15 protein-coding genes and 4 pseudogenes are annotated in these 21904 nt (G+C 71.5%); 5 read left to right on the forward strand and 14 right to left on the reverse strand.

Going from position 1 to position 21904, the window contains the following annotated elements; all coding sequences use genetic code 11:
- Positions 1 to 117: 117 nt before the first annotated feature.
- From RFN52_RS00715 to RFN52_RS00740, 6 genes and pseudogenes are all read right to left on the reverse strand, one after another.
- A pseudogene (locus RFN52_RS00715) lies at positions 118 to 1355 on the reverse strand (IS701 family transposase).
- 66 nt (positions 1356 to 1421) lie between these two features.
- Complete coding sequence (locus RFN52_RS00720; RefSeq protein ID WP_184854589.1) at positions 1422 to 3584, reverse strand: M48 family metalloprotease; 2163 nt, start codon at positions 3582 to 3584, stop codon at positions 1422 to 1424.
- A 19-nt stretch (positions 3585 to 3603) separates the two neighbouring features.
- Positions 3604 to 4173 carry a hypothetical protein gene (locus RFN52_RS00725; protein ID WP_184854588.1) on the reverse strand — a complete coding sequence of 190 codons (570 nt, stop codon included), beginning with the start codon at positions 4171 to 4173 and terminating at the stop codon, positions 3604 to 3606.
- A gap of 132 nt (positions 4174 to 4305) precedes the next feature.
- Positions 4306 to 4718 (reverse strand): annotated as a pseudogene (locus RFN52_RS00730) (SAM-dependent methyltransferase); the annotation flags it as partial.
- 457 nt (positions 4719 to 5175) lie between these two features.
- Positions 5176 to 5828: pseudogene (locus RFN52_RS00735) on the reverse strand (IS5 family transposase); the annotation flags it as partial.
- A 37-nt stretch (positions 5829 to 5865) separates the two neighbouring features.
- Complete coding sequence (locus RFN52_RS00740) at positions 5866 to 7311, reverse strand: FAD-dependent monooxygenase (protein ID WP_184854586.1); 1446 nt, start codon at positions 7309 to 7311, stop codon at positions 5866 to 5868.
- Positions 7312 to 7481: 170 nt separating this feature from the next.
- On the opposite strand from RFN52_RS00740, the gene RFN52_RS00745 reads away from it, so the two are divergent.
- Complete coding sequence (locus tag RFN52_RS00745) at positions 7482 to 8081, forward strand: TetR/AcrR family transcriptional regulator (protein WP_184854585.1); 600 nt, start codon at positions 7482 to 7484, stop codon at positions 8079 to 8081.
- A gap of 206 nt (positions 8082 to 8287) precedes the next feature.
- Positions 8288 to 8896 (forward strand): YdeI/OmpD-associated family protein, encoded by a 609-nt coding sequence (locus RFN52_RS00750; protein WP_184854734.1) that lies wholly within the window; start codon positions 8288 to 8290, stop codon positions 8894 to 8896.
- Between the two features lie 374 nt (positions 8897 to 9270).
- Here RFN52_RS00750 and RFN52_RS00755 read toward each other — a convergent pair whose 3' ends face one another.
- The gene (locus RFN52_RS00755) at positions 9271 to 9639 is read right to left on the reverse strand and encodes a VOC family protein (protein ID WP_184854584.1); all 369 of its coding nucleotides are present in this window, start codon (positions 9637 to 9639) and stop codon (positions 9271 to 9273) included.
- Between the two features lie 163 nt (positions 9640 to 9802).
- A pseudogene (locus RFN52_RS00760) lies at positions 9803 to 11358 on the reverse strand (ABC-F family ATP-binding cassette domain-containing protein).
- 349 nt (positions 11359 to 11707) lie between these two features.
- Between RFN52_RS00760 and RFN52_RS00765 the strand changes: the two are divergent.
- A complete protein-coding gene (locus RFN52_RS00765; RefSeq protein ID WP_184854583.1) occupies positions 11708 to 13084 on the forward strand; it encodes a pyridoxal phosphate-dependent decarboxylase family protein in 1377 nt (458 codons plus the stop codon).
- A 168-nt stretch (positions 13085 to 13252) separates the two neighbouring features.
- Positions 13253 to 14500 (forward strand): ABC transporter substrate-binding protein, encoded by a 1248-nt coding sequence (locus tag RFN52_RS00770; protein WP_184854582.1) that lies wholly within the window; start codon positions 13253 to 13255, stop codon positions 14498 to 14500.
- A gap of 22 nt (positions 14501 to 14522) precedes the next feature.
- Here RFN52_RS00770 and RFN52_RS00775 read toward each other — a convergent pair whose 3' ends face one another.
- From RFN52_RS00775 to RFN52_RS00790, 4 genes are read right to left on the reverse strand one after another with little or no spacing between them, the layout of a single operon-like run.
- Positions 14523 to 15263 carry an ABC transporter ATP-binding protein gene (locus RFN52_RS00775; protein ID WP_184854581.1) on the reverse strand — a complete coding sequence of 247 codons (741 nt, stop codon included), beginning with the start codon at positions 15261 to 15263 and terminating at the stop codon, positions 14523 to 14525.
- Positions 15264 to 15265: 2 nt separating this feature from the next.
- Positions 15266 to 16138 (reverse strand): ABC transporter ATP-binding protein, encoded by an 873-nt coding sequence (locus RFN52_RS00780; protein ID WP_184854580.1) that lies wholly within the window; start codon positions 16136 to 16138, stop codon positions 15266 to 15268.
- Positions 16128 to 17120, reverse strand: coding sequence for a branched-chain amino acid ABC transporter permease (locus tag RFN52_RS00785; protein ID WP_184854579.1), 993 nt, complete (start codon positions 17118 to 17120; stop codon positions 16128 to 16130). The genes RFN52_RS00780 and RFN52_RS00785 overlap by 11 nt, the downstream gene beginning before the upstream one ends.
- 10 nt (positions 17121 to 17130) lie before the next feature.
- Positions 17131 to 18126 (reverse strand): branched-chain amino acid ABC transporter permease, encoded by a 996-nt coding sequence (locus RFN52_RS00790; RefSeq protein ID WP_184854578.1) that lies wholly within the window; start codon positions 18124 to 18126, stop codon positions 17131 to 17133.
- 109 nt (positions 18127 to 18235) lie between these two features.
- Here RFN52_RS00790 and RFN52_RS00795 point away from each other — a divergent pair, with 109 nt between their 5' ends.
- On the forward strand, positions 18236 to 19183 hold the full coding sequence (locus tag RFN52_RS00795; RefSeq protein ID WP_184854577.1) for a class I SAM-dependent methyltransferase: 948 nt from the start codon (positions 18236 to 18238) through the stop codon (positions 19181 to 19183).
- 40 nt (positions 19184 to 19223) lie between these two features.
- Here RFN52_RS00795 and RFN52_RS00800 read toward each other — a convergent pair whose 3' ends face one another.
- Together RFN52_RS00800 and RFN52_RS00805 are read right to left on the reverse strand one after the other, a co-directional pair.
- Positions 19224 to 20282, reverse strand: a complete 1059-nt coding sequence (locus RFN52_RS00800; protein WP_184854576.1) for an ABC transporter ATP-binding protein — start codon at positions 20280 to 20282, stop codon at positions 19224 to 19226.
- On the reverse strand, positions 20279 to 21874 hold the full coding sequence (locus RFN52_RS00805; RefSeq protein ID WP_184854575.1) for an ABC transporter permease: 1596 nt from the start codon (positions 21872 to 21874) through the stop codon (positions 20279 to 20281). The genes RFN52_RS00800 and RFN52_RS00805 overlap by 4 nt, the downstream gene beginning before the upstream one ends.
- Positions 21875 to 21904: the final 30 nt, after the last annotated feature.

The following is a 21904-nucleotide window of genomic DNA, read 5'->3' on the forward strand; positions in this document are numbered from 1 at the left end:
AGGTTCTGGGCTGTCTGCGGCTTCTCCGAGCACTGGGTAGGGGGCGCCCGCAGGTCGTGCAGGTACCGGTCCAGCACCTCTGCAGGTCCTGAAGAATGTCGAGGACCTGGTAGAAGGTCAGACCGGTGTGCGTACTCTTGGGTCGAGCCGCCTGCGAGTGAGGAATGCCTGGGCAGCGGTGACGAGGGTGACGCGGTGGTGCCAGCCGCGCCAGGTGCGGCCCTCGAAGTGGTCCAGTCCGAGGCCATGCTTGAGCTCGCGGTAGTCGTGCTCGATCCGCCAGCGCATCTTCGCCCACCGCACCAGGTCAGCGGCCGGTGTGGTGGCGGGCAGATTCGATATCCAGTAGTCCGTCGGAGTGTCCTGGCCGTCCGGCCATTCAACGAGGAGTGTCTGGACGGGAAGGACACCGTCCTACCGGTTGCGGCCGCCGCCCGCCTCCTGAGCCGCGGCGAGGGACTGCTTGCCCGCAGGCCGCACCGTCAGTACCGCGAACCGCGAGGTCATCGCTGCCTTGCTGCCCTGGCGCCAGGTCACCTCGGTGAACCGATCGGCGCCGGCCTCCGCTGCGAGGACGCAGACGGCTCGTGGTGGGGTGCGATAGCGAGGAAGGGTGGGCGGCCCGAGTCCGCCATAAGCAGGCTGGTGCGGCTCGACGTCCTCCGGGTGGGCGACTTCCTTCCCGTTCAGGGCCAGGACATAGGACAGCCCTCGCTCCTGGAGACCGAGCCGAAACGGGGTGCTGACGCCGTAGCCGGCATCGGCGACCACGACCGGCGCCTTCAACTGCCAGTCGGTGAGTGTGTCCCAGCAGGCCGAGCGCGAGACGCCACTTCTCCTGGTGCATCACGTCGTCGGGGACTCCTGCTCTGCGGCATCGGTCCGGTTCGTCCGTCCACTCACGCGGCAGATACAGCTGCCACTGCAACGGGCACGAGGCGGTGTCGGTGGCGGGATGGACACTGACCGCGACCTGGCAGTTCGCCCGTTTGCCGACCGCTCCGCAGTACTGGCGGGGCCACCCCGGCCGACGCTTTGCCGCACTTGGGGAACGGCACGTCGTCGATGACCCACACCTCGGGCCTGACAACTTTGGACATCCGCTCGGCGATCCGCCGCCTGACGGGCAGCGGATCCCACGGCGACTGGTCCACGAACTGCTGCAGGGCCTGCATGTTCCCGTCCGGCAGACGCTCGGCCATCGGCTGGACCGACTTGCGCCGGCCATCGAGCATCAGGCCCCGCAGATAACACTCACCCCACCGCCGCTGATCCCGCCGCGGCAACGACCCGAACACATCGGCAACGAACTCCGCCAACTCACCCCGGAGCCATTCCACTTCCCCCAACCTCACCCCGGGAAGCTGCCCACAAACAGCTGAGATGACTCAACGTAACGAAGCACTACTAGAAAGCTCCCGTCAGCGGTGCCGCCCCGCGGTGCGCCGGGTCCGTTCGCCGGGCTCATGCGGCTGCGGGGCGGGGACGCGCGAGACCGTCGCCGCGGCGCGGTGGTGGCGTACGGCGTAGACAGCGGCCGCGGAGATACGGCCAGCCACCGCCACACCGGCTGCGGCCACGCAGAGCAACACACCCGGCATAAGGCCCAGGAGTCTGCTCCCCGTGATCAGGAGGAAGCACGCGCCCGCACCCACGGCGAGACACACCACCGCGTACCGGACCCGGCGCCGGAACTCCGCGTCGTGCGGGGCGGCGGCCGCGCCGACGAGGACGGCGACGTAGCAGACCAGGCCCAGGGCGGCCACGAGGGCGAGCGGCGTCTCGGGGGTCTTCACGAGGAGGCGGGCCACGGCGGCCGCCGCCCCGACCGTCGTGGCGGCGGTGACGGCATGGGCCAGCAGGAGCCGCGGCCCCCTCACGGCCGGAGCCTCGGTCCGCGTCACCGACTCCTCCGGGATCAGCAGAACGGGAACGGGCGGCTGACCCGGCCGGCCGCGCAGGAACGGCAGCACCACGCCGCTGAGCAGAGCGACCCCGACCACCACGGTGCGGACGTACGGGACGCCCACGCCGGGAAGGGCCGTCGGGAACCAGGCCGCCGTGACGAGCACGCCGTACGCGCCCGCCCACCAGGACGCCACCCGTGGTCCGCACACAGCGACGCAGGCGAGGGCGAACAGGGCGAGCGCCAGGACCGTCAGCGCCGCCGTCAGCGCGAGGCCGAGCCCGAGGGCGTCAGTGACAGGGCTCCACCACGTACTGCGCAACTGCACGGACCGGTCGCCGAACGTCTGGCTCGGATGCAGCGCGCACCCGGCGCACAGCCCCACGAACAGCCCCAGGGCGAGGAGCGCGAGCCGCCCCACCACGTCGCGCCCACCGCGCGCACCGCCCCACGCGGCGACCGTGTGCCGGATGCCGGTGCCGAGGACGGCACCGGCGGGCAGGAGCAGGGGCAGCGCCAGCCAGGTGTAGACCGGGCGCAGCGTCTTGAGCTCCAGGAAGCCCAGGCGCAACCCGGACAGCATGATGTTGAAGCTGTCGCCCAGCAGCAGGTTCACGGCCAGCAGAGCGACACAGCCCGTCAACGCGGCGTCCCACACACCGAGTTCACCCGCTAGGTCGGGGTGGCGCAGGACCGCCCGGCGGCGCTGGAGGGCGGGGTGGGTGGCGAACGGCAGACCGCTTCCGCCACGTCCGGCGGCCAGATCGACGAAGAAGGTGTCCAGCCTCCGTCGCCGTTCGTCCCCCCGGCCCGTTCCGGTGGGGCCGCCCCGTACGGCGAACGCGTCGGCGTGCAGTTCCCTGGACTGCAGGAAGGCGTTGCGGGCCGCGTACAACAGGCAGGCGAGCAGAGCCAGATGGAAGGAGAGCCGCAGCAGGTACGCGCCTTCCGCGGCGTCACCGAACACGGCGAAGCAGAAGACGACGGCGAGCAGTACGAGGAAGGCGCCCCACAGCGCGGTGATGCCGTGGGTGAGGTCGAGGTCGCGGTGGCGGATGTGGCCGAGCTCATGACGGACGACGACCTCGAAGGTGCCTCGATCCTCGTCGAACAGCTTCTCCATGCCGCTCGCGAGCTCGATGTGCCGACGCCGCCAGTGCCCGAACGCCACCGCGTTCTTGGTGTAGTCGTCGGCGTTCAGCCACACCCCGTGGACGGTGACCCCGGCGTCGCCTGCCAGCCGGAGCACCGCGTCGGCGAGGTCCGGCCGGTAGCCGGATCCCGGGCGCAGTCGCAGCAGGCGGCGGAAGAGGATCTGCCGGTACGGGCTGAGCCAGTACAGGACGAAGCCCCCCACCCCCAGAATCCCCAGCGCCAGCCCCACCCGCGACTCGTCCCGGGGCTCCGCGGGCTGCGGGCAGTGCTCCTCCAAGTACCGCTTCAGGGCAGGTCCGTGCCCATCCGGTACCGGTTGCGGGGGCCACACCGGGGCCTGGCGAAGGATCTCGCGTTCCCTCGGGGACATCGGCAGGGTCAACTGGAACGACCTGAGCGCGCCCGGCCAACACAGGCTGTAGGCCTCGGACTTGGCTTTCTCCTGGCTGGTGGTGGCCGGAAAGGCGATCGTGACGGCGGCGGCCGCCAGGGCGGCACAGAAGAGGAGGGCCCGTGCGAACACGTCAGCGCCCGGTCGCCGCTCAACCGTCTCCCTCTGTGTCTGTATCTGGGGCTGGATCCCCAGTGTCCGTGGCGTCCGTCGTGTCCGTGGCCAGCATGCGGACGAGCTCCGCCAGCACGGAGTCGGCGACCCGTTCGGCCCGCTGCTCGGAGACATGACGCAGGGCGCCCGACAGCGCGGCCGCGCGCCAGCGGGCCAGTTCCGCCGCCGCCGGCACGGCGGGTGCGGCGGGCTCGGGCGGCTCCACCTCGGCCCGTCGCCGACGCCGCGCCACCCGGCCCACGAGGCGCGAGGTCAGCCTGCTCACCAACTCGGCCGACATCACCCCGAGCACCCCGGCCGCCGCCGACAGCGCCGCGGGCGTCACCGCGTCGGTCGGCAGCCCGAGGATGTCCACCGACAAAGGCCTACGGCGCCACAGCCGGGGGCGGAAGTGGCTCCGGGCCCGCCGCTCGAAGAGCGGGAGCTCCTCCGCGGCCACCTCGGTCACCACCGACTCGGCCAGGGCCCGCGCGAGCAGACGGCGCTCCGCGTCGAGCCGCCACGGGCTCGTGGACAGGACGGTGCCGGACGGTGTCGGAGTCGTCATGAGTGTGCGTCAGCCCCCCGCTGCGTCGTCAACCCCCGCCGCGACTGCGCGAATTCGGACATCGGCACATGTGTCGCCACGTGTCGCAAGTATGGACCCGTGCTCCTCGCCCTGTCCGGCGAACGGCGCGAATCAGGCCTTGCGGGCCACACCCGCGTACACCGGCACGATGCCCTCCGCCTGCAGGCTACGTCCTGCGGGTCCGGCCGCCATCCGGACACCGGGATCAGGCCCGGCCCGAGCAGCTCCAGGCCCTCGAAGAAGCGCGCGAATTCGGCCAGAGAACGCGGATGGAAGGGCGTACCGCTGCGCCGGAAGTGCTCGGCCGCCTTCCCGATGGCGTCTGGGTTCAGGTCCGGGGTGACCTGGGACAGGATCAGATGGCTGCCCGGGGCGAGCGCGGCGACGTACTTCTTCAGCAGGCCGTACACGTCGTCCCCGTCGGGCTCGTCGCCCAGGTTGGACAGCGCCACCAGGGACAGCGCCACCGGCCGGGTGAAGTCCAGGGACTCGGCGGCCCGGGCCAGCAGGGTGTCGACGTCGCGGAACCGACGCCGTCGGCCCATGCCCGCAGCGACTCCCGCTCCTCGCCGGCGTCCACCTCGAGCGTGATGGTCACCCGGGGGACGCTGCCGTGCGTACCGACGAACGCCCGGAACTTGCGCAGCGCCACCTCGCCGTCCGCCCAGGTCCCCTCGATCGCCGGGCCGCTCTTACCGAACGTCATCCGCACGTGGAAGTCTCCGCCGCCGGGCTGGCCCGTTGGCGAGGTGCTCACTGCTGCTCCGGGGCACGTGGTTTCTCGTTCACCTGTGCTGTGACGCTGGCTTCGGCACCTCAGCGCGGTCCGCCACGACACCGTGTCCGCAGGGGAAGAACAGGAACACCATCGGATGCTCGCCCCCGCCGGAGCGCCCCCACCTCTCGACTGCGGCCCCGCACTCCAGGCACGAGGGCAGCGGCCAGTCTTCCGGATACGGCAGCTCACCGGCTTCGAGCGCCTGGACGCGCCGTTGCACTACCTGATCGAGTGCCTCGATCCGCTTGAGCGGGAGGATCGCCCGGCCGTCGGGGTCGCGTGTGCGAGTACGCCTTGTCGGCCAGGACCAGGTCCGGCCTGGTGCGGGGCCGTCCTCGCCGACGGGGAACGCGCAGGCGGGCCATGACGTCGGTGAAGGCGGGTGCGTCACCCGCCTGGCCTGCGGTGAGAACGAACGCCAGAGGCCGGCAGTGGGCATCGGCAGCGAGGTGGATCTTCGTGGTCAGCCCGCCGCGGGACCGGCCGATGGCATGGTCGCCGGGTTCGCCGGCCGGGGCCCCTTTTTGCGGGCCCCGGCCGCGTGCTGGTGAGCCCGCACGATCGTGGAGTCCACCGAGACGGCCCAGTTGAGGTCCTCGTCCGCGTCGGCCTGGGCCACCAGGGCGCTGAAGACCCGCTCCCACGTGCCGTCGACGGCCCACATCCGCAGCCGGTTGTAGACCCCTCGCCAGTTGCCGTACTTCTCCGGCAGGTGAACCCACTGCGTGCCGGTCTGGAACTTGCAGGCGATCGCGTCGATCACCTCACGATGGTCCCGCCAGCGGCCTCCTCGCTTCGGCGTCCGGTCCGGTCGTAAGGGCTCAATCCGCGCCCACTGCGCATCCGTCAACGGCACACCCGGAGCAACGACCGACTGATCCAAACGAAACTGCCTAGCCCCGGTACCGGGCCACCGCCTCCTCGGTCCTCGCCGCATCCGCACCCTCCGCCGCCCAGGCCACGTATCCGTCGGGCCGTACGAGGACGGTCGTACGGCGGTCGCCCGCCCAGCGCTCCACGGTCAGCCACCCCTCACCGGCACCGGGGCCTTCGTACGTCCCGGGTGTGATCAGCACGAACCGGCCGCCACGCAGCGCCTCGTAGAGCCGGCCGCCCTTCAGGGCGACGTCGGGGACACGGGTGCCGGTGAGGCGGTGGGTGCCGCGGGGGGCGGGATAGGCGTAGCCGATGCCGGTGATCTGGCCCAGGGCCTTGCGCTGGACGGGCGGGGCCATGTCGACGAACGCGGAGACCAGAGCGCGGGCGGCACGCAGCAGCGGGTTCCGCGCGCGGGCCAGCCGGACCAGTCCGCCACTGCTGCGCAGCACCGCCCTGCCGACCGGGTGGCGCTCCGCCTCGTAGCTGTCGAGGAGCCCCTCGGGCGCCCGGCCCTGGACGGCTGCGGCGAGTTTCCAGCCCAGGTTGGCGGCGTCCTGAAGGCCGGTGTTCATACCCTGTCCGCCGGCCGGCGAGTGGATGTGCGCGGCGTCCCCGGCAAGGAAGATCCGCCCGACCCGGTAATGGGGTGCCTGGCGCTCCTCACTGTGGAAACGGGAGAGCCAGCGGGCGTCGTGCATGCCGTAGTCGGTGCCCAGGGCACGGCGGGTGATCTCCCTGACCTCGTCGAGGTCGAGCGGGGCGTCGTCGGAGACCTCGTTGCGGCGGTTCCAGCCCATGACCCGGTACCAGCCGTCGCCGAAGGAGGCGATCATCGCGAAGGCGTCGCCGCGGCCGTTGACAGTGAGGACACCCTCGGGCTTCTCGGCCAGCCGGACATCGGCCAGGATCAGCGACTTGATGACGGAGACACCGGGGAAGTCCAGGCCGATCGCCTTCCGCACGGCGCTGCGGTGACCGTCGGCGCCGACGACATAGGCGGCCCGGCGGGTGACGACCGCGCCGTCCGCGCCGCGCACGTCGAGGTCGACCCCCTCGTCGTCCTGCCGCAGCCCCACGACCTCGCTCTCGTACGCGAACTCGACCCCAGCCTCCCGGGCTCGCCGCTCCAGGAGCCGCTCGACCTCGTACTGCGGGGTGATCAGCAGGAACGGGAAACGCGAGGGCAGAGTGCTCAGATCGAGGGAGAGGCGACGGAAGAGCCGCAGGCCGGTGATGGTGCCGCCGGTGGCGAGGAGTTCGTCGGCCAGTCCGCGGGCGTCGAGTTGCTCCATGGTGCGGGCGTGCACCCCGAAGGCCCGAGAGAGGTTGCTGATCTTGCGCGGCCGCTTCTCGACGAGCGTCACGGTGACGCCGGCTGTGGCGAGGTCACCGGCGAGGAGCAGGCCGGTGGGCCCGGAGCCGACGACGATCACGGTGCGGTATGGGGCGGTGCCGTTCATGGTGGCCTCCTGTTGCCAACGCCGGCTTGCCATCGACTGCGTGCCAACGGGTGTTGGCCAACACTCGTTGACGAAGGTAGCGGGGGCCCGGGATAGGTGTCAACAGTCGTTGGCAAACATCTGTTGGCGAACACTTGTTGACCTACGCCCGTTGGCCTACGCTTGTTGGCATGAACGGCAGCGACAGCATCTCCACGGGTCCGGGCTCCGGTGTCGCCCGCCGCTCCGACGCCACCCGCGGCGCGATCCTCGCGGCCGCCCGCGAGCGCTTCGCGGCCGACGGCTACGAGCGAGCCACCATCCGGGCCATCGCCAAGGACGCGAACATCGATCCGTCGATGGTGATGCGGTACTACCGCAACAAGGAAGGCCTCTTCGCGGCGGCCGTCGCCATCGACCTGCGACTGCCGGACGTGAGCGGAGCGGAACGCCGGCACAACACGGGACGGATCCTCGTCGAGCACTTCCTCGACATGTGGGAGAACAACGAGGTCCTCACCGCCCTGCTGCGGGTCGGCGTGACCAACCAGGCGGGGGCGGAGCGCATGCAGGGCATCCTGAGGGACCAGCTGCTGCCGGTCACCCGGCAGGTGTGCCCCGACCCCGAGCAGGTCCCGGCACGGGCGGCGCTCATGGCGTCGCAGCTCCTGGGCCTGGCGCTCACGCGGTACGTACTGCGGATGCCGCCGGCGGTGGGGCTGGCGCGGGCGGAGATCGTGGCATGGCTGGCACCCACGATCCAGCGGTACCTGACCGCGCCGAGTCCCTGATGGGACAGTCCGGAAGTCGCAGGCGATTGCTCACCTCATGATGGTCCCGCCAGCAGCCACCCGGGCTCGGACTGCACCCCGTGCGCAGCAGTCAACGGCACACCCGCACCAACGACCGACTGATCGAAGAAACCGCCCAGCCGTCTCGCCGCGAACCGTCGGCGTTGACCAGGTGAGCACGGGGGGTGCCTTCCCGGCCGACACCGATGACGATCGGCCGGGTGTGGTTCGCTACCAGGGTGACTCAGGACTTGGAGATCGTCGCATTCGAATCCGCCGAGGCATTCCAGGCATGGCTCGGCGAGAACCACGCCATCTCGCCGGGCATCTGGCTCAAGCTTCGCAAGAAGGGCCCCGGAATTGTCGCACTGGACTACGCCCAGGCGCTCGACGTGGCACTCTGCTACGGCTGGATCGACGGCCAGAAGGCCAAGTTGGACGACCAGTGGTGGCTCCAGCGGTTCACCCCGCGCAAGCCGCGCAGCAAGTGGTCCAAGGCCAACCGGGACAAGGCGACAGCCCTGATCGAGGAGGGCCGGATGCGTCAACCGGGGCAGGCCGAGATCGACCGCGCCAAGGCAGACGGCCGCTGGGAGGCGGCCTACGACGGCGCCAAAACCGCCACGGTGCCGGACGACCTCGCGGCGGCCCTGACCGCCGACCCGGCCGCGGCGGAGTTCTTCGAGACACTGGACCGGCAGAACCGCTACGCGATCCTGTACCGGCTCCAAGACGCCAAGAAGGCCGAGACCCGGGCGCGCCGGATCGAGAAGTACGTGGCGATGCTGGCGAGGGGCGAGAAACTGCACCCCTAGCCACGGAGAGGAACCGTGGCCGTATGGTGCCCTGGGGTCCCGACGCGTGCGGGAATCGTCGGAAGAAAGCACGCTTCGATGCCAACCAGCGCAAAAACTCTCGACCGGCGCATTGAGCCAGCGAATGGGCCTGTCCAGGACGGCCGTGCAATCAGCCAGGCCGCCGTGGAGGTCACGGCGTCGGCGCCTGCGGGGCGACGCACCACCGACTCCTGCGGCAGCACGACCCGCTCGGCGTCGGCGTACACGCCGTGGACCGCAGCCCGACTGCTGCGCCCGAGCGACACGCCGCTGCGCGTCGCGGCGGAACGGTATCGTCACCGCCCGCGGCCGAGGTCGCGGCCGGCCGGTTTCCCGCGTGGCCCGGAACGGCGTCACCGGGCCGGGATCGGCTGAGTGATGTTCAACGGATTTCCGTCGGGGTCCGAGATGTGGGCGACGCGCTCTCCCCACGGCATGTCGTTGGGGCCGCTGCGGACCGAGCCGCCCAGCGCCACCACCCGGCCGAGCGTCTCGTCGACGTCCTCGACACCGATGCTGAGCAGGATTCGCGACGCCGGCCCGGTCCCCGCGTTCGCCTGGGCCACGAGTCCGAGGTCGGTGTCGCCGATGCGCAAGCCGAGGTAGAAGGGCGGGCCTTCCGCCGGTACCCGGAAGGTCTCCTCGGCGCCGAACAACTTCATGTAGAAGCCGAGCAGAACGTCCTGGTGGGCGGTCACGATCACGGGCTGGATGGTGGACATGGCACTCCTGTCGAGAACGGTCGTGTCGCCGGGTAGACCGTTCGAGGAGGATGAACTCATCGCCAGTCCGCTCCACCGCACGAGCGTTCGGGGATTCAGGGGTGCGGAGCAGTTCAGGGACAGATGGTGAAGGCCGTTCGCGGCGGAGGAAAGCCCGACGAGGTCAACGCCTGTGGCCATCGTGCAAGTCCAACCGCTCCCCTTCGAAGCCCGCACGGAAGCCGCGGTCGTGCGAGACGACGACGACCGCCCCCGGGTATGCCGCGAGCGCGGTCTGGAGCTCGTCGACCAGGTCGAGCGCGATGTGGTTCGTCGGCTCGTCCAGTACGAGGAGGTCCGCGGGGCGGGTCACCAGGCGCGCGATCTGAAGCCGCCGTCGCCGGCCGACGGACAGAGCGGCGACCGGGACGTACAGGTCCTCTTCCCGGAACAGGCCCAGCGCCAGGAGTTGTTCGCCGTACTCGTCCGGCGGTCCGGGCCGCCCGGCGGCGAACGCGGCGAGCAGCGGGAGCCGTGTGGAGTGCGCGGGCAGTTCCTGTGGGAGGTAGCCGATCCGGTCAGGGCGGCGTGCCGTGCCCGCGTCCGGCTCGAGGTCGCCTGCCAGGACACGCAGGAGCGTCGTCTTACCCGCCCCGTTCTCTCCCGTGACCAGCAACCGCTGCCCGGGCGCGATCACCAAGGAGTCGTCCAGACGCAGCCGTTCACCTACGCGTACGCCATCGAACTCGGCGAGGGCCCCCCGGGTGGCCGGGCCGTCCGCTGCCGACAGCGCCGACGTGAAGCGGAGCGGTGCCGGCGGTGTTGCCACCGGGTTGCGCCGCAGTTGGGCCAGGCGCTCCCGGACGGAGCGCACCTGTCCGCCGAGCTTCGCCTCACTGGACCGGCGGTGCTTGCCAAACCCCTGCTTCGGGTCCCGACCGGTGGTGGCGAGCCGCCTCCCCGCGGCCTCGAGACGTTCCTCCATGCGGGCCACCTCCTCAGCCCAGTCCGCGTACCGCTGCTCCGCGGCGCGCCGGGCGGCGGCCTTCGCGGCGCGATAGCCGGCCCAGCCGTCGCCATACCGGCGCACGGTTCGTTCATCCCGGTCGACCTCGAGGATCATGGTGGCGACGCGTTCCAGGAAGCCGCGGTCGTGGGTGACCGCGACAACGGTGCCGCGGTGTGCCCGCAGGTGCTCCTCCAGCCAGTGCACGGCCGCCGCATCGAGGTGGTTCGTCGGTTCGTCGAGAGGCAGCAGTTCGGGGGCGGCGACCGGACGCAGGCGAGCGCGAGCCGTGACTGCTCACCGCCGGAAAGCGAGCCGAGCGGGCGCTCACGGGTTATCCCGGCGAGCCCGAGGCCGTGCAGGGCGGCGTCGGCGCGGGCGTCCGCCGTGTATCCGCCGCGTTCCTCGTACGCGATCAGCAGTTCCCCGTACGCCGCGAGCTCCTCGTCCGACGCGTCGGCAAGGGACTCCTCTGCCGCACGGAGCTTTCGCTCCGTCCTGCGGAGTTCGGACAGGGCGAGGTCGACGGCGTCCCGCACGGTGCGGGACGGATCGAGGTCGAGGGCCTGGGCGAGGTGGCCGGTGCCGCCCGGGAAGCTGACAGTGATCTCCCCGGTGTCCGGCCTCTCCGCAGCGGCGAGCAGCCGCAGCAAGGTGGACTTGCCGGCACCGTTCTCGCCGATGACGGCGGCCCTCTCGCCTGGACGGACGGTGAAGGAGATGTGATCGAGGATGGTTCGGGTGCCCTAGGACTTGGTGACGTCCTTGACCGACAGCTGGGTCACGGCGGTGGGGGCGACGGTGGGCAGGGGGGGTGCGGGCGCGGTCGCGCATATGGCTTTCCCTTGGGCATGCGAAGGGTCTACGGGCAGCAGAAACGGCGGCATGGGCCGTGCCCGGACTCAGACGAAGAAGAGGTAAGCCATGACTCCAACGTAACAAGACGAACCGTCTCGCCTCAACTCGGTCACGGCAACCTGCCGGCGGCGAGCGCCGCCCTCGGTGCGAGCCGCCCCCCAGGGCAGGCCAGTCTCCCCCCATTGGCCGTTCCCGCCCGCTCGGAAGGGCGGTTACGGTCCGGGCATGGACGAGCTGACCAGGATCATCCGTCACGCCGCCGAGCATGCCGCCGCCTACCGCCGTTCGCTGCCGGGGCGGCCGGTGGCGCGTCCCGTGGACCACACAGCCCTGCGCACCGCCTTCTCCCGTCCGTTGAACCGCTCGCCCGCCGACCCGCTCACGGTGGTCGACGAGTTGGTGGCCGCTGCCGAGACGGGACTCGTCGCCTCCGCGGGTCCGCGCTTCTTCGGCTTCGTCGTCGGCGGGGCGCTGCCCGCGGCCACCGCCGCGGAGATCCTGGCCGCCGGGTGGGATCAGAACGCCTTCAACGCCGCGCTCTCCCCCGCCGCCCTCGCCGCGGAGGAGGCGGCGGGCGCCTGGCTGAAAGACCTGCTCGGCCTCCCCGCGACGGCGTCCGCCGGGTTCGTCACCGGCGGGCAGGCGGCCAACACCGCAGGGCTGGCGGCGGCCCGACAGTACCTTCTCACCGAGGCCGGCTGGGACGTCGGGCGCAAGGGGCTGGGCGGTGCCCCGCGCCTGCGGGTGGTCGCGGGCGAGGAGCGTCACGCCACCCTCGACCGCTCACTGCGGCTGCTCGGCCTGGGCACCGGCTGCGTGGAGACGGTCCGCACGGACGGACGCGGTGCCCTCGACACCGGGGAGCTGCGCCGCGTGCTGGCATCCGACCCGGACACGCCGGCGATCGTCTGCGCCCAGGCGGGAAACGTGAACACCGGCGCCTGCGACGATCTCCGCACCGTCTGCGATCTCGCCCACGCCCGGGGCAGCTGGGTGCACGTCGACGGCGCCTTCGGCCTGTGGGCGGCCGCGAGCCCGGCGACCCGCCCCCTCGTCGACGGCGTCGAGCTGGCCGATTCCTGGGCCTGCGACGGCCACAAGTGGCTGAACGTGCCCTACGACTGCGGCTACGCCTTCTGCTCCCGCCCCGCCGTTCACGCCGATGCTCTGTCGTACACCGCCTCCTACCTCACCCGCGCCGACGGCGCTCCGGTCGGCGGCGCCGACTACACCGTCGAGTCCTCCCGCCACGCTCGCGGCTTCGCCACCTGGGCTGCACTGCGTGAACTCGGCCGGGACGGCGTCGCCGCACTCGTGGACCGCTGCTGCTCCCTCGCCCGCCGTTTCGCCGACGGCCTGACCGCGGCGGGGTTCGAGGTGGTCAACGACGTGACGCTCAACCAGGTCCTCGTCGGCTTCGGTGACGACGCCCGCACCGACCGCGTGGTGCGGGACGTGCAGCACGACGGCACCTGCTGGACGGGCGCCACCACCTGGCGCGGCCGGCGGCTGATGCGCATCTCGGTCTCCGGCCACGCCACGACAGAGGACGACGTCGACCAGTCGATCGCGGCGATCGTGCGGCTGGCGCGGGAGTCATGACCCCGGCGGCCTCGCCTCTTCCACGACTTCGCTACCGAGAGGGCCATCCAATCGAAAAAGTGTACGTTTCGTGCTGTTACGGACTACGAATGAGATCTAACCTCATGTACAGATGGCGGGCGATGGCCGGCCAGTCGACCACCGCCGCCTGTACGAGCGGAGGCGGAGATGAAAGCGTCGATACGGCGGTCCGCGATCTTCGCGAGCGCGGCCGCTCTTGTGATAGCCGTCTGCGGTACGACGGGCACCGCCCAGGCCGAGCCGGGCGATGGTGAGCTCCAGTACGGCTACGTCCTGCCGGAGACGGGACAGCTGGCCTACCTCGGCCCGCCGCAGATCGAATCGCTGAAGTTTGCGATACAGAAGATCAACGACGCCGGCGGAGTCCTGGGCAAGTCCGTGCCGGCCGTCGTCTCCAGTGACGAGGCGGGCCAGGAGGCCGTCGCGGCCCAGTCGGCGGACCGGGTCCTGGCGGCCGGTGTGGACGCGGTCGTCGGCGCCGCGGCTTCCGGCATGTCGCTGGCGTTCATCGACCGGGTGACCGGTGCGGGCGTCGTGCAGTGCTCGGGGTCGAACACCGCGCCGACCTTCACCGACTACGAGGACGACGGCTTCTACTTCCGTACCGTCCCGAGCGACGCGTTGCAGGGGCCCATCCTGGCCGATGTCGTCCGCGACGACGGTCACGACCGGGTGGCTCTGGTCGCCCGGGCGGACGACTACGGGCGCGGCCTGATGGAGGCCACCCGCAAGACGCTGGAGGAGCGCGGTGCGACGGTGACGCTGGCCGAGACCTACGACCCGAAGGCCAGCAACTTCGACCAGGTCGTGCAGCAGATCGAGAACTCCAGGCCGGACGCCGCCGTGGTGATCGCCTTCGAGGAAGGCACCCAGATCCTGCAGGGCATGATCGAGTCCGGACTCGGGCCCGACCGGATCGGCGTCTACGGCGCCGACGGCCTGCGCAGCGAGGAACTGCCCTCGCTGGTCGCCCCGGGCCAGCCCGAGAGGCTCTCCGGGATGAAGGGGACCGCGCCGGCCTCGGCGTCGAACGAGCAGTACGTGAAGGACCTCCAGGAATTCGCGCCGGATCTGAAGGAGCTGCAGTTCGCACCGCAGGTGTTCGACTGCGTGACGACGATCGCGCTCGCCGCCGAGAAGGCGGAGTCCGACGACCCCGGCGAGTACGTGAAGGAGATGAACGGGATCACCAAGGACGGCGAGAAGTGCAACTCGTTCGCCGCCTGCAAGGAGCTGCTCGCCGACGGCAGGGACATCGACTACGACGGTGTGAGCGGTCCGCTCGACTTCACCGACAAGGGCGAACCGGGCCAGGCGTCGATCGAGGTGTACGGCTACGACGACGAAGGAAAGCTGCAGACCCTGCGCACCGAGACCAGCAGGGCCGAGGAGTGACGGAGAGGACGGACCGCTGGAATCAACGGACGCGGGCGAGCGTGCCGAGGTAGAGCTCGATCACCTTCTCGTCGTGCAGCAGGGCCGTGCCCGTGCCGGTGTACGCGTTGCGGCCCTGGTCGAGGACGTAGCCGCGGTCGCAGAGCTGCAGGCACCTGCGGGCGTTCTGCTCGACCATGAGCACGGCGACGCCCGCGCTGTTGATCATTCTGCACCGGTCGAAGACGTGGTCCTGGTGGAGGGGCGACAGGCCGGCCGAGGGCTCGTCGAGCAGCAGCAGCTGCGGCTCCATCATCAGGGCGCGGGCCATCGCGAGCATCTGGCGCTCGCCGCCGGACATGGCGCCGGCCTTCTGCTTGCGGCGGTCGGCCAGCAGGGGGAAGAGTTCCTCGACCGCCGCGACCCGCCGCGCGTGGTCCCTGGGCCGTAGATACACGCCCATCCGCAGGTTCTCCTCCACGGTCAGCGTGGGGAACACGTTCTGCAGCTGCGGCACGTAGCCCACGCCCCGCCGGACCATCTCGTGCGCGGGCCGTCCGGTCACGTCCTCGCCGCGCAGCCGCACGCTCCCGCCGCGTACCCGCAGCAGCCCGAAGACGGCCTTGACCAGGGTCGACTTGCCGGCGCCGTTGGGGCCGATCACGCCGACCACCTCGCCCGGCCGCACCTCGACGCTGCATCCGCGCAGTACGTCGACGCCCGGCACGTAGCCGGCGACGATCCCGTCGGCCGCCAGCACCGGTGTCTGCTCCTCGACGGACATCGCTACTCCTCCTCGCCCTGTTCGCCGGCCGCCTCCGGCTCGTCGTGCCGCTTGCCCAGGTAGGCGTCGACGACGGCGGTGTTCCGGCCGATCGTGTGCGGTGGGCCCTCGGCGACCAGGCGGCCGTCGGCCATGACGGCCACCCAGTCGCTGATGCCCATCACCACGTCCATGTCGTGCTCGACGAAGCAGACCGTCAGCCCCTCGTCCCGCAACCGCGTGATGTGTCCGAGCAGCGACTGGGCCAGCGCGGGGTTCACCCCGGCCATCGGTTCGTCGAGCAGGAGCATCACCGGCCGGGTCATGAGCGCGCGGGCCAGTTCCAGCAGTTTGCGCTGTCCGCCGGAGAGGGTGCCGGCGAAGTCGTCGCGCAGGGGCCCGAGCCGGAACCGGTCCAGCAGTTCGTCGGCCCGGCGCTCGGACTCCCGTTCCTGCCCGTGCCACAACGGTCGCAGCAGCGCGGGCAGGGCCCCTTCGCCGCGTTGCCCGGGGGCGGCGAGGAGCAGGTTCTCCAGCACCGTGAGCCGGGCGAGCGCTCTGGAGAGCTGGAAGGTGCGGACCAGTCCCCGCCGCGCCACCCGGTGTGCCGGGGAGCCGGTGAGCGGCTGCCCTTCGAACGACCAGCGGCCGCCGTCGGCCCGGTCGAACCCGCTCACCACGTTGAACAACGTGGTCTTGCCGGCGCCGTTGGGGCCGATGAGCGCCGTGATCGCCCCGCGCTGCACCTCCAGGTGTTCGACCCGCACGGCGACCAGGCCGCCGAAGGTGCGGGTCACCTGGTCCAGGATCAGCAGGGGGTCGGGCTTGCGCACCCCGGGCTCGGGATCGATCGCGGAGAGCCGGCCCGGGCGGGGCACGACCGGTTCAGCGGCCACTGAGCAGCATCTCCTTCCGGCTGCCGAGGATGCCCTGTGGCCGGAACGCGACCAGCAGGATGAGGGCGACCCCGACGAGAGCGAAGCGCACCGCGCCGACCTCCGAGGTGCTGATGAGGTCCGGCGAGATGTGCCCGGCGTCGATGGCCTGGCGCAGCGCGCTGTCGAGGAAGCTGAGGACGAACCAGAACAGGACCGAGCCGACGACCGGCCCGAGGATCCGCCCGGCGCCCCCGAGGACGAGCAGCGTGTACAGGAAGAACGTGACGCCCGGGTCGTAGTTGTCCGGGTTCACGGACTGCACCTGGATGGCCTGCATCATGCCCGCGACCGCTCCGATGACGCCGCCGAGGGCGAGGCTCTGCATCTTGTAGGCGTAGACGTTCTTGCCGAGGCTGCGTGCGGCGACCTCGTCCTCACGGATCGACCGGATGACCCGGCCCCAGGGGCTGTGGATCAGCAGGGCGAGGAGGCCTCCGACCACGGCCACCAGCACCCATCCGACGATCATCACCCAGAGGTCGCGGGAGCTGAACCGCACGAGCCACACGCCGTACGTGCCGGGTTCGATGGGACTGAGGGCGTAGAAGTCGTTGGCGAAGCGCTGCAGTCCGAACACCCCGCCGGTGACCGGCTCGGCCCAGCTGGACCGGTAGAAGAGCCGTAGCGTCTCCCCCGCCGCGATCGTGGTGATCGCGAGGTAGTCGGCGCGCAGCCGCAGGGTGGGCAGGCCGAGCAGCAGGGCCAGCACGATCGCGCAGGCGATTCCGCCCAGGACGCCGAGCCACATCGGGCCGCCGTACGTCGACACCGTGATGGCGAGCCCGTAACCGCCGACCAGCATGAACCCGACCTGGCCGAAGTTCAGCAGGCCCGTGTAACCGAAGTGCAGGTTCAGTCCCATCGCGGCGAGGGCGTAGACGGCGGCGATGGGGCCGATTCCCGAGCGCAGGGCGTCGGAGACGATGGCCGAGAAGTCCATGGCACACCCCTCACCCGACGCGTTCGGCCCGGCCGAGGATGCCCTGCGGCCGGACGAGGAGGACGAGGATGAGGACGAGCAGCGCCCACGCGTACTGCAGGTCGACCGGGAACCAGAGGGTGGACATCTGGGCGACGATGCCGATGACGAGGCTGCCGACCATCGCACCGTAGGCGGAGCCGAGGCCGCCCAGGATGATCCCCGCGAACATGAGCAGCAGGAGCTTGAAGCCCATGTCCCAGGTGACGATCTCCACCAGGCCGAAGAAGACACCGCCGAGCGCGGCCAGCCCGCCGCCGAGCATCCACACGAAAAGCACCACCCGCTGCACGTCGATGCCGGACGCCTCGGCGAGGTCCCGGTTGGCGGAGACGGCCCGGACGGCCGTGCCGATCCGCGTCTTCTGCAGGAGCGCGGCGGTGCCGAGCAGTACCAGTACGGAGAGCAGGGTGACGGTGAGGTCCCGCGGGGTGATACCGGCCGGGCCCAGGTCGAGGGCGCTCTGGATGTCGTACTGCGCGTAGGAGGCGGGCCGGGTCCCGTACAGCACGAGGACGACGTGGCGCAGCAGCAGCGAGAGCCCGATGGTGACGATGAACATGTTGATCAGCCCGGTGCCCCGGGCCCGCAGCGGGCGCCAGATGCCGCGGTCGACCGCCCCGCCCAGCAGGGCGCCGAAGACCACCGCGGCGAGGGCGGCGGGGATCAGGTGCCATCCGGGACCGGCCGGGGAGGCGTTGAGGAAGAACGCGAAGGTGGCGCCGATGGTGACGAACTCGCCGTGCGCGAAGTTGATCAGATGGATGGTGCCGAAGATCAGCGAGAGTCCCACCGAGGTGATCGCGATGATCACTCCGAACTGGATGCCGTCGATCAGCGCCTGCAGAGCGCGCGCGGCGAACGTGGGCCCGCGCGGGACTTCCTCACCCTGTGCCTGCGCGCAGGTAGCGGGCACCATGACGAGAACCAGGGCGAGGACCGGTACGAGCATCCGCTGGTAGCGCATGATGGTTCCGGTATGTCACGAACATCCCTAATGAGCTCAGTGTAGATACAGGTCGGGGCGGTGATACAGGCAGCGGGCCACAGATGTGTCGGGAAGCAGGGGATGCGGGATGGGTGACAGCGGCGACCTCGCCGGTGCCTACAGCGACGAGAGCGTGCTCTTCAGGGTGCTCCGGCACCTCGGCTGGGACGACCTGGCCAACATCGGCTACTTCACGCTGCCCACCCTGCCGCTCGCGGCCCTGGTCGGGCCGGTGTTCTTTCAGCGCCGTCTGGCCCGCAGGTCGCTGGCGCTGCTGGATGCCCGGCCCGGGCAGCTCGTCCTCGACGCCGGGTGCGGTCGCGGTGACACGACGGCGCGGCTGGGCGCCGCCGGCTGCCGGGCGCTGGGGGTGGACATCCAGCCCTCGCAGATCGACCAGGCCCGTCGCCGCTTCGGCAGCCGCTCGGGCGTGCGCTTCGCCGTCGCGGACGCGACGGCCCTGCCACCGCGGGCGGCGGACATCCCCCTGCCTGACGGCTCCCTCGACCGCGTGCACTGCCTGGAAGCCGCCTTCCATTTCGGCCATGAAGGCCGTACGTCCTTCCTGAGCGAATGCTTCCGGCTGCTCCGCCCCGGCGGACGGCTCGTCCTCGTGGACGTCACGTCCCGTACCGATCAGCCGATCGGCGCCCTGGACCCGAACGGCCTGGTACGCGGCACCTGGCGCTTCGACGACATCGAGCCGTACGAGCGGTACCCGCTGATGGCATCCGCCGCCGGCTTCACCACGCACCGGGTCCTCGACTGGACCACCCCCGTACTCCACAGGGCGGCCCGGCTCTCCGCCCTGTTCGCCGGCACCGCGTCCACCCGGGCCGGCCGGCAGGCCCTGTGCGTGCGCTGGCCCGGGCTGAGAGAACTCGACGCCCGCGAGTGGGACGAGGTCATCGCGATCGTCCGGGCTCACCAGGCCATCGGGCGCGGCACGTGCTACACGGCGTACGTCTTCGAGAGCATGGGGGAGTCTCCCGTCTCCGTCGAGGCGGGCAAGCGGCAGATCAGCGGCCAGGCCTGAGCCCTCATCACCTCTGCGGGCTCGCGTTCGGCCGGGCCGGCTACGGATGCAGTGTCGCCTCGCCGGTCACGCGGATCGCGGCCTCCTGGCCGGGGCCCACCGACAGCGGCCCCGAGACGCGGACGTCGACCGGGTCGTCGACGCCCTGTACGGCCAGGGTCACCTTGGCGTCGTGGCCGTAGTAGAAGACGTCCCTGACCGTGCCCCGCACGGCCTCCTCCGTGTCCGCGTCGGTCAGTTGCAGCTGCTCGGGGCGCAGGACGACAGTGCCTGTGCTGCGGCCTTGCGGTGGGGCGGTCAAGGTCACGGTTCCCAGTGGTGTGGTGGCCGTGGAGCCGCTCCCGTGCACCGTCGCGGGGACCAGGACCGCATCGCCGACGAAACCGGCGACCCAAGGGTCGGCGGGGCGCCGATAGAGGTCCTGGGGGGTGTCGCACTGGGCGACACGGCCCTGCCGTACGACGGCGACGAGGTCGGCCGTGGACAGGGCTTCCTGCTGGTCGTGGGTGACCAGCAGGGCCGTGGCCCCGGTCGCTCGCAGGGCGGATCGCACATCCGCCCGGACTCCGGCGCGCAGCGCGCTGTCGAGGGCGTTGAACGGTTCGTCGAGCAGGACGAGCGCGGGGCGTGGGGCCAGGGCCCGGGCCAGGGCGATGCGCTGCTGCTGTCCGCCGGACAGTTCGTGCGGCATGCGGTCGCCGTATCCGGCCAGTCCGACGAGGTCGAGCATGTCCGCCGTCCTGCGGCGGCGCTCGCCGCGGTCGAGGCCGGTCAGCCCGAACGCCACGTTGCGGGCCACGGTCATGTGCGGGAAGAGGGCGCCTTCCTGCGGCACGATGCCGATGCGGCGCCGTTCCGGCGGCAGGTGCACGCCCGGCCCGGCGAGGGTGCGTCCGTCGAGCGCGACCGTGCCCGTGTCGGCGCGCAGGAACCCGGCGATGACGCGGAGCAGGGTGGTCTTTCCGCAGCCGGAGGGGCCGAGCACGGCGGCCAGTGTCCCGCCCGGAACGGTGAGGTCCAGGCCCTGGAGAACCGGGGCGCCGGAACGGTAGGACTTGGTGAGCTGCTCGATGCGGAGCTCGTTGCCGTGGTCGGTCATGTGCGGTGCCTGCCCAGGAGGTAGGAGGGGACGGCGGCCAGGAGGATGAGGGCCGCGGCGTAGGGTGCGGCGGCCGCGAAGGAGCCGGATCCGGTCTCGGTCCACAGCCGGGTGGCCAGCGTGTCCACGCCGGTGGGGCGCAGCAGCAGCGTGGCGGGCAGTTCCTTCATGCAGACCACGAAGGTGAGCGCTGCGCCAGCCGCGACTCCCGGTGCGGCCAGCGGCACGGTCACCTCCCGCAGCACCCGCAGGGGCGAACGGCCAAGGGAGCGGGCCACGTCCTCCAGGACGGGTGGCGCCTGGAGTACGGCGGCGCGAGTGGCGGCGACCGCGACCGGCAGGAACAGCACGGCGTAGGCGCCGATCAGCAGGGGCAGTTGCTGATAGAGCGGGTAGGCGTAGCGCACTGCGAAGAAGACGAGGGACAGCGCGACGGTGATGCCGGGCAGTGCGTGGCCGGCGTAGGCGGCCTGTTCCAGCAGCCGGGCTCCGCCTCCGCGGTGGCGTGCGGCGATCACCCCGACGGGCAGTGCCAACAGCGTGGTCAGGGCGGCTCCGGCCGCGGCGACGCCGAGGGTGGTCCAGGCGGCTTCCCCGAGCGCGCCCACGTCCCAGGTCGCCGAGTTGCCCACGGCCAGCCAGTAGCCGAGGGTGCCGAGCGGGAACGCCACCGCCGCGGCCACCAGCGTGGTGCACCAGGCCAGGGCGGGGATCCGCCAGCGCCCGAGAGGCACCGGGACGGCCGGGCGGGCGGTGCCGGCGCCGGTCCGGGCGTGGCCGGCGCGCCCCCGGGTGCGGGTCTCGGCGGCGACCAGCGCCACCGTCATCACCACCAGGACGACGCTGAGCGCGGCGGCCGGGGTGCGGTCGAAGGAGGCGCGGTAGGACGTGTGGATGGCGCGGGTGAACGTGTCGTACCGCATGAGCGAGACGGCGCCGAAGTCGGAGAGCACGTACAGCGCGACGAGCAGCGCTCCGCCCGCGGCGGCCGGGCGCAGCTGGGGCAGCGTGACCCTCAGGAAGGTGCGCACCGGTCCGTGGCCCAAAGAGCGGGCGGCCTCCTCCTGAGCCGGGTCGATCCCGCGCAGCGCGGCGGCGACCGGAAGGTGGACGTAGGGGAAGCTCACGAGGGTGAGGGCGAGCGCGGCCCCGCCGAACCCGGCGGTCCGGGGTGCGCTGGCCAGCCACGCGAAGGCGGCGACGTAGCTGGGCACGGCGAGCGGCAGGGTGACCAGCACCGACCAGGCGCGTGCCCCGGGCAGGGCCGTGCGTACGGTCAGCCAGGCCAGGGAGACGCCGAGCACCAGGCAGGCTGCCACGACGGCGGCCGTCAGGGAGAGGCTGCGGGCGAGGAGTTGCAGCGTCCGCTCGTCGCCGACGACGTCCCAGGCGTAGCGCGGACCGCGTTCGAAGGCGCGGACCGCGAGGTAGCCCAGGGGCAGCAGCGCGAACAGCGCGGCGACACAGGCGGGGACGAGCAGGACCCACGGAGGTCTGCGGCCGGCGGGGGCCCCATCCGTCGTGCGGACGGGGCGGCGCCCGGCGGGAGCGGGTGCTCCGGCCGGGCGGCCTCCGGATGCCGATGTGGTCACGTCGAACTCAGGGTTTCTGCCGGTCTTCTC

Origin of the sequence: Streptomyces collinus, assembly GCF_031348265.1 — a bacterium.
Classification (GTDB): domain Bacteria; phylum Actinomycetota; class Actinomycetes; order Streptomycetales; family Streptomycetaceae; genus Streptomyces; species Streptomyces collinus.

Coding starts and splice junctions, on each gene's coding strand:
- RFN52_RS00725 (WP_184854588.1), bottom strand. CDS start 4,173: ATGACGACTCCGACACCGTCCGGCACCGTCCTGTCCACGAGCCCGTGG.
- RFN52_RS00740 (WP_184854586.1), bottom strand. CDS start 7,311: ATGAACGGCACCGCCCCATACCGCACCGTGATCGTCGTCGGCTCCGGG.
- RFN52_RS00745 (WP_184854585.1), top strand. CDS start 7,482: ATGAACGGCAGCGACAGCATCTCCACGGGTCCGGGCTCCGGTGTCGCC.
- RFN52_RS00750 (WP_184854734.1), top strand. CDS start 8,288: ATGACGATCGGCCGGGTGTGGTTCGCTACCAGGGTGACTCAGGACTTG.
- RFN52_RS00755 (WP_184854584.1), bottom strand. CDS start 9,639: ATGTCCACCATCCAGCCCGTGATCGTGACCGCCCACCAGGACGTTCTG.
- RFN52_RS00765 (WP_184854583.1), top strand. CDS start 11,708: ATGGACGAGCTGACCAGGATCATCCGTCACGCCGCCGAGCATGCCGCC.
- RFN52_RS00770 (WP_184854582.1), top strand. CDS start 13,253: ATGAAAGCGTCGATACGGCGGTCCGCGATCTTCGCGAGCGCGGCCGCT.
- RFN52_RS00775 (WP_184854581.1), bottom strand. CDS start 15,263: ATGTCCGTCGAGGAGCAGACACCGGTGCTGGCGGCCGACGGGATCGTC.
- RFN52_RS00785 (WP_184854579.1), bottom strand. CDS start 17,120: ATGGACTTCTCGGCCATCGTCTCCGACGCCCTGCGCTCGGGAATCGGC.
- RFN52_RS00790 (WP_184854578.1), bottom strand. CDS start 18,126: ATGCGCTACCAGCGGATGCTCGTACCGGTCCTCGCCCTGGTTCTCGTC.
- RFN52_RS00795 (WP_184854577.1), top strand. CDS start 18,236: ATGGGTGACAGCGGCGACCTCGCCGGTGCCTACAGCGACGAGAGCGTG.
- RFN52_RS00800 (WP_184854576.1), bottom strand. CDS start 20,282: ATGACCGACCACGGCAACGAGCTCCGCATCGAGCAGCTCACCAAGTCC.